Genomic DNA, 12364 nt, shown 5'->3' with positions numbered 1-12364 from the left:
TTCACAATTCTCCTCCTAATGGCGTCACACCTGTCCATGTCGTGTTCAAGGATTCAGCCAAATTGATCTTGGCACCATAGCGTGCCACAAGAATCACAAAGAGAACAATCGAGATCACAAATGTGAAGAAGATACCAACAAGATGCCAGACAGGCAGGGTAATGGTGGACAGAAATGGCCACTGATAAAACGAGGGCGAAGTGTTCAGCATTGCATTGTAAATGAAGATCGGCGCAAATAACAGAAGCAGTAGAGTAGAAGTCAAGAGAATAGTGAGCATCTCAGCAACCTGCACACGCTGAACTCCCTTTTGCCCAGTGCCCATGGCTCGAAGAAGTGCAATCTCTCGTCTACGGTTATGGATATCTTCAGTCCCATATAGTATGAAAACGACAAAGAGCACAACAATAGAACCGATGACACTGATAGTATCAATCGCACCATCAAACATGTAGGTAGAATGATACTTGTAGTTCTGCAACTCTACATCGTCACTCACATAGGGAGTGGTCAATTGTAGAACGCCCTGCCAATCATCTACTATTCGTTCCGCAAGTTCAGTACTGTTCACACCGGACGAGGAGTGCACAAGAACTTTGTACGTCACATCCCAGCTGCTATTTGCAAGGGTCTGCACATAGTCCCAATTGGCCCATATAGTATTCAAGCCGACGAGCCTATACGTGTAGGGGCTCCATCCGTATATCTCCGTCCCAGTATCAGTCAAAGTGAGAGGTGACAGAGCGTCTGCGATCCCAATCACGGACCAAGAGGTCACAGTAGTGTTACCGGAGCTGGAGGTGAACCCGCGGATAATATTGCCCTCGCTCAATGACAATGTTGATGCAAGGTTCTCCGTTATGATCGCGCCGTGTGGGGTCTTGGCGAGCCGTTCCAAGACAGGTCGAAGTGGAGAGGTCTTCATCGGCTGCCCATTCGTATCATATCCGGTCTCAATAAATTCGGGGGGTTTCATTCCAACAACTGATGCACTATGCTGCTGGTCCGAATCAAGCGAGACTGAGAAACACGAGATCTGAGTGAATGACTCAATACCCTCATACGTGCTAAGGTTACCTATGAAATTGGTCCAATTGGCCTGTGCGAAGGAATCCAGTTGGAATGACAGGTCCGATCCAAATGCATAATGCGCCTGTGACATCTTTGTAGCAGGCAGCGAGGAATTCACAACGGCATTGGTCCAAGCGATACTGATCGCAAGGACAATGATCATAGTGACAGGCACTGCCGAAGAGGAGCGACGCCCGACCCTGCGCACACCGATCATCGATGGAATCTTGCCAAATACACGTTTTAGGAAAAGAGATAGGCGATAGGAGATACCTCTGATCCATTTCATATACAAGTTCGTGACTGCAAGGAAGAGGATGAGCGGTGTTAGCCCAATACCGATGTAGATAAAGAGCGCCAAGAATCCATAGGAGAGAATTGTATTGCCACTTTGATAGAGTGATAGCATGAACAGGGATGTCAGAATAATAGTCAGTACATCCCATCGAATCAAGGTCAGGAAGCGTCCGAGTTTAGCAAGCTTGCTCACACGCTCTTCTTTTCGAGGCTTGGGCGCAAGGACAATGAGATAACCAGTAATACCAAAGAAAGACAACAACACCGTAAGGATAACTGAGAGGATGATAGAGTCCATCGAGATCAAGAGCGGTGTGGAGGTAAACAGCGACAGGTCGTACATGAGAAAGCCCGGACTGATGAGACCGAACCTACTCAGGACAACCCCAACTCCGAGACCTCCGATACTTGCGATCACCGAGAGCGCCATGATCTCCTTATAGGTCATCATCTGCGTCGAGGCCAAGGAAGCACCCCGCGCAATGAGCATCTCCGATTCATACCGTCGATCATTAACATTGTATCTCACGGCAATCATAATGGTCAAGATGAAGAGAAGAAGGACTCCCGTATTCCGCAAGAGCTCACTAAAACGTGTCATCATTATCCATTGTGTATAGGAAGCTATCGATGAGGAGAGGATGGGGCTCATGCTGTAATCTGAATTCCATGACCGTGTCGGATCATAGTTGGGATCGAACTTCTCCATGACATTGTTCTCTATCTTCTTCACGTAGGAATAGGAGGCACTCCTATCTAGAGGGGACAGGGGCGACCTGTCGATATCGATAAGAACGGTATCCCTATTAATTGAACAATAATGACCAGTGAACAACCCTTGATCTACGATCAAATCTCCTAAATATTGGTTATACGAATAAAAATTAATATCAGAGAGCATATTGGTAGTGTATAACCCTACAACTCGAACAGTAAAGTTACTTGTTTGAATGCCCTGATAGGAGAGGGTCAGATTAAGATAATCATTAATTCTAATATTTTCGTATTGGGCTCTCCAGATACCTACAGCCACCTCAGTCACACTACCGGGAAAACGACCGAGCGTCAGAGTCGCAAAGTCGGAATATTGTTGGAAACTAGTCTTATTGTAAGCAATCACTGTTGCATATCGAGACCAAGGCGTCGAACCATCTGAGGGTACTTCATAAGAGGCCTCCCCAGTCCAAAAGGCTGTAAGTCTAGTGACCGCACTATAGCTTTTAACGCGCGACAGAGCCTGAGTTGAGTGAGGGCCGGTAACGATCATAGCAGGGGCATCATCAGAAATAAAGTCATTCCATCTATACACAGAGTACGAATCGATATAGATGAACATGCCAGAAAAAATGGCAGACCCCATAAGCAGACAGAGCAGAGTTACTCCTTTACGACGGGCGCCTTGAAAGGCATCACGTTCTACCGGTGCTAATGCCACGATAAACACCTCACGAATCGCTCACGATCAGACCATCACGCATTGTCAAGATCCGATCCAACTTTGCACCAACATCCGCATCATGCGTGACAACTATGAGTGTGCTATTCTCTTTCTGAGTGCTCTTGAGAAGAACGTCCATGACCTCTTCGCCAGTGCTCGTATCAAGATCGCCAGTCGGCTCATCTGCAAGAATGATAATCGAGCTTGTCGAACCGGGAGGCTTGGCGAGAGCCCGTGCAATAGCAACTCGTTGCTGTTCGCCGCCTGATAATTCATCGGGGTGATGAGTGGCCCGATCGCTCAACCCAACAAGTTCAAGCAGGCGTTCGACTTCCTCTTTTCGTTCAGCCTCATCAACGCCAGCAATCAATAGGGGGATCTCTACATTCTCAAATGCAGTTAGGACGGGAAGGAGATTGAAAAACTGAAAGATAAAACTGATCTTATCCCGACGAATCTTTGTCAGTTCCTTTTCGCTCTTTTGGGTGATGTCGATTCCATCAATGTAAACAGTTCCAGAAGTCGGTTTATCAAGAGCACCAATGATATTGAGGCAAGTGGTCTTGCCGGAGCCACTAGGACCCATGATCGCAATCCGCTCGCCGCGCTTTATCTGCATATCAATACCACGAAGAGCATGGACTTCCACCAGCCCCATTCGATACACTCGCGAAATAGAATGTAAATCGACAATAGCGTCTGAATTCAATCTCTCCACCTAACCAAATGTCGGTCTTGTTTAACATTACAAGTTTATAGATAAACTATTCGGCTGACATAATCCTGTTGTAGAAAACGCACCATTGCAAGTATAAATCACAGATTCATGACTTAATTTTTTATTTCTTTGGCCATCATAAATGTTTCCAATAAATTATTTGTTATTCGAGATAACTCTATATTTGAATTCTTTGTGCATACCAAATATAATCAAAAATAGTTACTTGAAAAGCAATAAGCTGAATCTATAATAGAAAAAAATATGCATAGATATATCGACTGATTTAAATATCTCTATGAATCATTATCCATAAACAGCAAAGGCCGCTTGACAAAAACGAATGAGAGAGAAAAGAAAAAAAATAATCTCAGGTTTCACGGAAGCGATACGGAGAATCTAACAACTCTTCAAAGTTCTGAGGAAAATCAAGTCGCAGCTTTGGAATCCCTGTCCAAGAACCGATTGTTCAGATATGCAACTAACTGGTTTACTTCGAAATCAAGCAGTGATGGAACATCTGTCCTGCTGCGGTCGCTCGATTTAATGGCGGGAGAATCAGAAAAAAAATGTTTGTCGTGTTGGATGGGATCTATTTTTCTCAAGGTGTCCATATAGCTGTACTTTCTGTTCATCTTCCAGGATTACAGGTAAGAGATGGAGAGGTAGGTCTCCAGAAAATGTTATTCGTGAGGTCAAGCTCCTTGAAAACAAGTATGGTGTGAGAGAAATTGAGTTCATTGATGATCTTTTCACATTTGACACTAAAAGGGTCCGTGCAATATGCAAAGAATTCAGGGAGGAAGGTTTCAAGATTGGATGGACTTGTTCTACAAGAGCCAATATCCTATCGCGTCATCCTGAGATAGCCGAGTGGCTGCATTCAGCTGGGTGTCATACACTGTATATGGGAGTGGAATCTGGAAGCCAACGAGTATTGAATGCTATGAAGAAGGGCATAACAATTGAACAGGTCAATCAGGCAGTGGAAATCGCAAAGAAAGCTGGATTAGAACTGGTTCTCTCCTTCATGGTTGGATATCCTACCGAAACAGAATTAGAAGCAAATGAAACTATTGATCTTGCATGTAGATTGGACCCAGAGTTAGCACAGTTTACTATTTGTACACCATATCCAGGCACACCACTTTATGATCAGGCCAAACAAGAAAAGTGGATTCGAGTAAAATCTTGGAAAGATTTCTCAGTATTGGGAGCGGTCATGTCACCTCCGGGGATGACCATAGAAACCATTAAACATCTCCTACATAAAGCATATTTAAAGTTCTATTTTCGTCCAGCCTACATATTGAAGCAAATCAAATCAGGGAACGTAGATTATGTAGGACTCATATTTCGAGTGATGTAACAGTATATTCAGCACCAGTACATTCGATAGTTGGATTGATCGTGATGATGCAAGAAATCCTGATCCCAGATATAATTGGAGTCATTCTTGCGGAGCTGTGTGAAAAGTCCACAGACATAGATCGTTCAAGTCAGAATGGATCCCGAAACGTTTTGAATTCAATCGCAAAATGGTGTTCATGCTTCTCATAATCACTATTTCACTGACTTTTCACACAGAGCCGATTTGATGTATGTCGTTTTTTGTGGATCTGTGATCGTGGAACTTCTCAATCCGCCGTGTTTGTGAACATGTCTCACCATTGCTATCTGGTTTTACAGTAATATCCTGCAAAACAGTTATCTATCCCCCCTACCTATCGCCAAGACACGAAGCCACAGCAGTTTGGAGATATGCTTCCTGTGATTGTCCCCGGAACAACTATTGCGGTCACACTCGCATTAGGATACATAGAGATACGAGACAAAGGGATCATACTCAAGAAGATAAAAGCGAAGAGCCGCTCTTTTGATGAAGTGGTCAAAGATCTTGAGGTGTTCTTTAAAGCACGTGGAAAACGGCTTGCACCGGGGATTATAGAAGAAACATTGACTCGTATTGGTGTTCCACGTGCCCGCTCAATACTTGTAGGTCCACCTGATGAGGATGAAGAAACGCGGAAGCCCCCATCGAAAAGTGCGGCCAAGCAGAAAGCAAAGTCTGATGCTTCCAAACCCGCGGCTCCTGTTGAGAAGGTTACACCTACGGCTGAAGAATCCGAAACCCCTGTTCCTTCTAAGATTGATACACAGAGTCCTTCTACGGCCTCCGCCACAACGAGGGAATCGGTACCAGCCTCGTCATCTAAATCAGAGCATAGAAATGTCCAAGAAGAGAGTGTTTCCACTGATCAGATGACACCTTCCGAAAAGGCGGCCGCGAAGCCTACATCCGAATCCGCAACGGCTACCAGTCCTCCTCCTGATAAAGCGGTCTCCACCTCGGTCACTACCACTGACGCGATCGATGCGACTGGAATAAAGTTCCTCTCAGGGAACGATTTCTCAGACATTATGGATGCACTTGCTGCTGTTGAGAGTCTAAGTGATGATTTTGTGCCTCCTACAGAGGAGCAGCCATCCAAACCCGCGCGTCCGCAAATCCGAATCAGTGTATCAGGAGCTGAAGAGCTCCGCGCCTCACAAAAGACCTATGCAGCCGAAGCGGACAAGACACCCCATGTTGAACCCGAAACGCTTGTTGAAGAGGCTAGTGCTGAAGCGGCTAAGGAGCCCGAAGTCTCAGAGGCCACCGTACCTGCATCTGATAAGGCTGCTGACACTAAGGACCATATCATCAAGCCCATTGTCACCGCAAAGGTCATCGTCTTAGGCGAAGAGGGTGTCGGGAAAAAATCGCTTCTTGAGAAGGCTAAGATGGGCCATCCTAAACTGGATGGTGTCGAGCAGGTTCATATCTACGAGAACATATACGAGCTGGCCACACACAGGGTGCATCTGCAGTCTTGGTGTTTCGACGATGCTGCAAAGGCGCATGTCAGTCGGACAGAGTTCTATGAGGACACTGGGGTTGTGATTATCGTCTATTCTGTTACTGATCGTTGGTCTTTTGAGAGTGTTGACTTTTGGATCAAGGAGTCCACAAACTCTCTGGGATACACTCCTCCGATAATCCTTGTTGGAAACAAGATGGATCTTCGTGCTGCTGGTGTTGATAATGATGAACCCCCTGTGAGTCAAGACGAGGGCTACAAACTTGCCGAGGAACTTGCAAATAGATTCGGGTCGGAGGGCAAGTTGCATCCTATTGGTTTTGTTGAGACCTCCTGTCTCTCAGGAGCTGGTGTTGATAGTGTCTTTGTGACCGCTGCAAAGCTTTGGCTCATGTCGAAAGGTCACTGATCTATTGTATTATGTTGCAGTGTACATTCGCACCGAATGAAAGCGCACGTATTTTTTACATTTTTTGTAGTACAATAGAGTTTATACCAGTATAACACCATAATCAATCGATTCAAATACTACGTTTGTAGAAATAATTTCACTGTTCAATACCCAAATTGGGACGTTGGTGATAACGATACCGGACTTCTGTGAGAGCTGTGGGAAAGAAATTGTGCAAGGTCCGCCACCAAAGACGCTAGAGGAGAATTTTATTCAAGAAGAGCAACGTAAATTATCATTATGCCGTGAATGTTTTGAAAGGCGTTTCAAAGTTATCACACGTAAGAGCAGTGGCTATGGTGGTACCATCTATGAACTCGAACCTAAGTCACCACCCCGTTTTGGACTAGGTAGCAAAAGTTTTACCTGCCTCAAATGTTCGTGGGTCGCATGGACTGAGGAGGGACTGGCTGTCCATATGAAGAAGCATCATAGTACCTGATTTTGAACTTTTCCAAGTGTGTTCTCCCATTTCCCATAAATAATTTTAATGCTGTTTTTTTTTTTTGAGAGTTATTCCGTGACAGAAAACATCTTGGTTTCACGAATGATCATGTGACCTCTGACAACGAGGCCCGGTATTTTTGCAGCTGCGCTCTCGAGCATACCCATTCGATAGATTGCTGTCCGTGCACCGTATTGATGGAGCCAGTCTAGTGTCACCAAGTCGAGACGAGTATGATCTTTGAAGTACTCCCGAAGATCACGAGCAATCGCCCCCATTCTATCATACATGGCAGTGGCAAATCCTGCACTGGGTGCGGCAAACGCTAGCAACACCCACAATGGCGCAAAGGGGTCGATGCCGAAATAATCAAAGAAGAGAACGAAGCCTGAGAACTCAGGCTGAATCAAGGCAAGAATAACGAGGAACAGGGCAATATGTTGGGAGATTGAATCACTCCCTAGTCCGGCCACACCAATGACATCTTGATCTGGAGGGATAAGATACACAAGGACGCTGCCTGATGCGATCCCAACAATTATGGCCGATACAATAACGAAGGTCATATACCCGGCGGGGTTGTCTTGCCAGATTGAAGGAAAGCCCAACTGGGACTGCAATATCAGTATTATCACCGTCAGTATTCCCCCAGCGGCAAATCCTTTCTTGCTGAAGAATTCGTACGCCATCTCAAGATTAGTGCTATTCATCTCTCTCTTTCTCGATGGTATTCTATCGGTGTAGATGTTCTCATCCAGTGATAAATCTTCGTTTTATAGAACTGAGCTCATCAATTAAGTTCGCTATCTGATGCATCAGAAGGATTTTACCAGCCGTAATTTTTAGCAACACTACTATGCTGTCAACCTCATAAATCAATTGTACAAGCTTATGTCAGCCGGAGCTGTGTGAAAAGTCAGTGAAATAGTGATTATGAGAAGCATGAACACCACTTTGCGATTGAATTCAAAACGTTTCGGGATCCATTCTGACTTGAACGATCTATGTCTGTGGACTTTTCACACAGCTCCCATCAAATCGGAGATTAAAAAAGCATGAAATGATCATACGAAGTATCCGACAGAAAGAAATATCATGCTAAACAAAATAGTCCAATGTGGGAGATACGAGATGACAGACATTAACTTCGCTAACTACGTTGAGGTAATCCCTGATTGGCCCGAGCCCGGAATGGCCGTATGTGATATCAGTATGCTTCTAGAGGACCCAACAGTCTTTCACGAGGCTGTTGTCAAACTAGCAAAACCCATTGTAGAATTGAGACCTAACAAGGTCATTGGAATTGAACAACGTGGACTTGCTCTTGGTAGTGCTATTGCGTATTATCTTGGGTGTGGTGTCGTTCCTGCAAGATCAATAGCGTATCTTCCAGAGGACTATCATCGCCCAGTGGAGCTTCTACCATCTAGTAGATTCGCAGACCATCGCCTTGCACTTGTTTCCGAATCAGTTGATCCGGGTGACCGCCTCATTATCGTCGACGACTGGATCACACAGGGTACAACAGTTCTTGCAGTCCAGAAGATCGTTGAAAAGCTCGGGGCAACAGTTGTGGGTGTTGCGTGTGTGATCAATAATCTCACAGAGACCCGCAGAAAACTATTGGGTAGACCAGAGATTCACTCACTCATTGAAAATTTCGAGATGGACAAGTTTTCAACCACTGAATGAATCAGATAGTATCACATGCAGTTCGTTAATATGCGAACTGCACCTTTTCTATTATTCACGTGTACTGGTACTGCACTAGTACACGTATGATCTTGGAGAGTACACGTATAACTCATATATCCGACAACGAGCATTATTTTGACGGCGTTTTTTAGCTTGAAACCGTTGTTTTGAGGCATAGGTCTTGCTGGCAGAAACTCACGTGTACTAGCGACAATCTCGTTTTACTAGCACTATGTGAGTACACGTATGAAAAAGATACTAAAAATAAAGAGAAGTGCTGCCGATATTGACCGGCAGCATCATGTCACTAGTCTTGCTCTCGGTCACGAAGTTCTCTTCGAAGGATTTTGCCAACTGCGGACTTTGGAAGCTCATCGACGAACTCGACATCGGTTGGAACCTTGTAAGCAGACATGCGTTCCTTACAGAAGGCACGGATCTCCTCAAGAGTGGCGGTCTCACCAGGCTCAAGAACAATATAGGCCTTCACGGTCTCACCACGGGTCTCGTGAGGGACTCCAATGACTGCCGCTTCCCGAACCTTCGGATGCTCGAAGAGTACCTCTTCTACATCTCGTGGCCAGACCTTGTAGCCGCTCGCGTTGATCAGGTCTTTCTTACGATCAACAATGTACGTCCAACCTTCTTCATCCATCTTAGCAATGTCACCAGTGAAGAGCCAACCATCAGGCGTGAGCACGTCAGCGGTTTCATCAGGACGATTGTGATAGCCCTTCATCACCTGTGGCCCCTTGACCGCAAGCTCTCCGACCTCACCGGGTGGAAGTATCTTTGAGTGGTCATCAAGATCCACGATACGACAATCAGTACTGGGCATTGGAAGTCCAATAGCACCAACCTTTCGAAGGTCCTTGTCCAGCGGATTGGCATGAGTCACAGGACTTGCCTCAGAGAGACCATACCCCTCAATAATGATCGAGTTGGTCACGGCCTCCCACCTGCGAGTGACTTCCACAGGTAGTGCCATTGCTCCTGCAATGGCCATCTTTAGGGAGGTCAGATCGTACTTGGACACTTCAGGATGCGAATAGATAGAGATCGCCAAGGTTGCGACGATCGGGAAGAATGTCGGTTTCTCCTTGTGAATCAACTTGAGCAGACCCTTGATGTCACGGGGATCCACCACCATGAGTAGCTTTGACCCCCATAGAATGCTCAGGTTCATGGTCACGGTCTGTCCAAAGATATGCTGCAACGGTAATGCCGCAACAAAGATTTCCTTACCACGATCGGCCATCCATTCCATCCACGCGCCGCACTGCGCACAATTAGCCTTGAGATTATTATGTGTGAGCATTGCAGCCTTGGGGATACCAGTCGTACCACCTGTGAATTGATAGACAACGAGATCTTCATGAGGATCAACTGTGACTGTCGGCGGTTCGGGCAGTGCATCGGCCATGAACTCTTGCCAAGTGATATCACCCTCGCGCATCGGAGGTACTTTCTTCAGAGCTTTTCTATAGACGACCTTCTTTGCAAGGACTTGCATGACCTTACTGAGCATATCCCAAGCTGCTGCGACAATGACATTCTCAAGATTGGTCTCATCACGGATTGCTTCAACGATACCATAGAAGAGGTTAAGGACGACAAGTGTCTTTGCACCAGTATCCTGAAGGTAGATTCTGAGTTCCTTAGGCATGCTAAGGGGATTAATTGGAGCAATGACTGCTCCACACTTCATAGCACCATAATACGCTATGACAAATTGAGGTACATTAGGGAGCATAAGAGCTACTGTGTCACCCTTCTTAACACCCAACTTTGTAAATGCGTATGCTGCTTTGTCAACAAGTTCTCCAAGCTCGCGATAGGTTATTTCGAGTCCTCTAAAATGCATGGCAATGTTATCAGGGAACTCCTTAACCGAACGATCCAGTTGCTCCCATAGTGGAGCATCATCAAGTTCGATATCCTGAGGCGTGCCGGGAACGTAGAAATTGTACCACGGCCTATCCAATTTGTTATTCTCTCCTCTTAAGTTATTTTTACGGAATACAATCCCTTTCTGCTTGCATACATTTATTCTTTGCGTATGACCGTTCTTGAGCATATTTTTCTACGATTGTGCTCTCTTCGTACCAAAATCGAGAGGAGAATGACAATAAGACAACTATCACTCTAGTAAGACCATATGTCATAACCCCGCAGAGATAGATACACGACTACGTAAGAGCCTCTCGCAGAATCACATGTATGGCCCTTAAGAGAAGACGCGACACACTGATCTCGGACTGCTCATGCCCCGCCATGGCCTGAGAGACCATATGTTGAAGTCTTTCATCACGATTGCCGATCTCCAGCAACACGTCGATAAAATCACTGGTCACTACCTTCTGCACTTTCAAGAGAGAAGAGAAGTCATTTCCAAAATCCTGCATCCAAAGCCGTTGATAGACTGCGAGCGCAGAATCAGTAAGGTCGCCCAGTTCCAACCCCCTAGAGAGAACGAACGCAGCATATTTGGCCGCGACCATAGCATAGTGTATTCCTCCACCAGTGATCGGATTGACCATACCAGCCGAATCGCCGACGAGAAGAGTTCTATGAGCATACGTCTGCGCGATGGGTCCACCTGTCGGTACAAGAGCACCACGAGCAGAGGCGAGATCAGGATTCCGGGGCAAGCGATCGGTCTTGACGAGAAACTTCACGAAGCCACGAAATCGTTCGGGGAGCCCGGCTGCGTGCGTTCCCACAATACCAAGACCTACATTCACCGTGGTCCGCTTTGGAAAGATCCAAGCATAGCCGGGAAGACCTCCAAAATTGGCGAAGAAATGGGTCTCGCGGTCCTCGGTGTATGCCGTAATGATGTCCGACTCAGACATGGGAACCTCCGCGACCCAGCAGGCAGTTATTGCCGTCGAGGGCCATCGCTTATGGAGACCCGCCTCACGAGCAATGATGCTCCCAACACCATCTGCCCCAATGATCGCGGCACCCTCTATACCCGTCCCTCCTGCAAGGGTCACTTTGACGGACTGCTTACCGAATATGACACTCCGCACGCGCTCGCCCACGATCGGGGTGGCCCCCTGCTCCACAGCGGTCTCATAGAGAGCAGCGTCGAATTTTGTTCTCAGGACCATATCGAGGTCAGTGTCGCTACGCATAGCGATGAGACGGTTAGGCGAATGCAGGACAGCCGAATGACTGGAAACCTCAATAAAGTCACCAAGCCTCGGTCTCAAATGAGGAAAATCAGAGGCCAGTTTGGGATTTATGCCTCCACCGCATGGTTTGTCCCGGGGGAAGATCGCTTTGTCTACAAGTGCCACAGAATGCCCGAGTCGTGCGAGATAATATGCAGCCGTAGCCCCAGCAGGCCCAGCACCAACAACAATTACATCATACATCGTCC

Annotated in this window: 8 protein-coding genes; 3 read left to right on the top strand and 5 right to left on the bottom strand. The window is 46.3% G+C overall.

Going from position 1 to position 12364, the window contains the following annotated elements:
• Nucleotide 1 precedes the first annotated feature (1 nt).
• Entirely contained in the window at nt 2–2803 is a 2802-nt protein-coding gene (locus K9W43_12155) for a hypothetical protein (protein ID MCF2137977.1), read from the bottom strand.
• Between the two features lie 10 nt (nt 2804–2813).
• A complete protein-coding gene (locus K9W43_12150) occupies nt 2814–3515 on the bottom strand; it encodes an ABC transporter ATP-binding protein (GenBank protein ID MCF2137976.1) in 702 nt (233 codons plus the stop codon).
• A gap of 652 nt (nt 3516–4167) precedes the next feature.
• Between K9W43_12150 and K9W43_12145 the strand changes: the two genes are divergently transcribed.
• Nucleotides 4168–4893 (top strand): B12-binding domain-containing radical SAM protein, encoded by a 726-nt coding sequence (locus K9W43_12145; GenBank protein MCF2137975.1) that lies wholly within the window; start codon nt 4168–4170, stop codon nt 4891–4893.
• Nucleotides 4894–5285: 392 nt separating this feature from the next.
• Complete coding sequence (locus tag K9W43_12140) at nt 5286–6794, top strand: hypothetical protein (protein ID MCF2137974.1); 1509 nt, start codon at nt 5286–5288, stop codon at nt 6792–6794.
• A gap of 555 nt (nt 6795–7349) precedes the next feature.
• On the opposite strand, the gene K9W43_12135 is transcribed toward K9W43_12140, so the two are convergent.
• Entirely contained in the window at nt 7350–7991 is a 642-nt protein-coding gene (locus tag K9W43_12135) for a hypothetical protein (GenBank protein ID MCF2137973.1), read from the bottom strand.
• Nucleotides 7992–8412: 421 nt separating this feature from the next.
• Between K9W43_12135 and K9W43_12130 the strand changes: the two genes are divergently transcribed.
• Nucleotides 8413–8973 (top strand): hypothetical protein, encoded by a 561-nt coding sequence (locus K9W43_12130; protein ID MCF2137972.1) that lies wholly within the window; start codon nt 8413–8415, stop codon nt 8971–8973.
• 310 nt (nt 8974–9283) lie between these two features.
• Here K9W43_12130 and K9W43_12125 read toward each other — a convergent pair whose 3' ends face one another.
• On the bottom strand, nt 9284–10960 hold the full coding sequence (locus K9W43_12125; GenBank protein MCF2137971.1) for a long-chain fatty acid--CoA ligase: 1677 nt from the start codon (nt 10958–10960) through the stop codon (nt 9284–9286).
• Between the two features lie 205 nt (nt 10961–11165).
• Nucleotides 11166–12359, bottom strand: a complete 1194-nt coding sequence (locus K9W43_12120; protein ID MCF2137970.1) for an NAD(P)/FAD-dependent oxidoreductase — start codon at nt 12357–12359, stop codon at nt 11166–11168.
• Nucleotides 12360–12364: the final 5 nt, after the last annotated feature.

The organism is Candidatus Thorarchaeota archaeon, from assembly GCA_021498125.1.
Lineage (GTDB): Archaea > Asgardarchaeota > Thorarchaeia > Thorarchaeales > Thorarchaeaceae > B65-G9.
This window is presented reverse-complemented; position numbering and strand designations above follow the sequence as displayed.

Coding starts and splice junctions, on each gene's coding strand:
- K9W43_12140 (MCF2137974.1), top strand. CDS start 5,286: ATGCTTCCTGTGATTGTCCCCGGAACAACTATTGCGGTCACACTCGCA.
- K9W43_12135 (MCF2137973.1), bottom strand. CDS start 7,991: ATGAATAGCACTAATCTTGAGATGGCGTACGAATTCTTCAGCAAGAAA.
- K9W43_12130 (MCF2137972.1), top strand. CDS start 8,413: ATGACAGACATTAACTTCGCTAACTACGTTGAGGTAATCCCTGATTGG.
- K9W43_12120 (MCF2137970.1), bottom strand. CDS start 12,359: ATGTATGATGTAATTGTTGTTGGTGCTGGGCCTGCTGGGGCTACGGCT.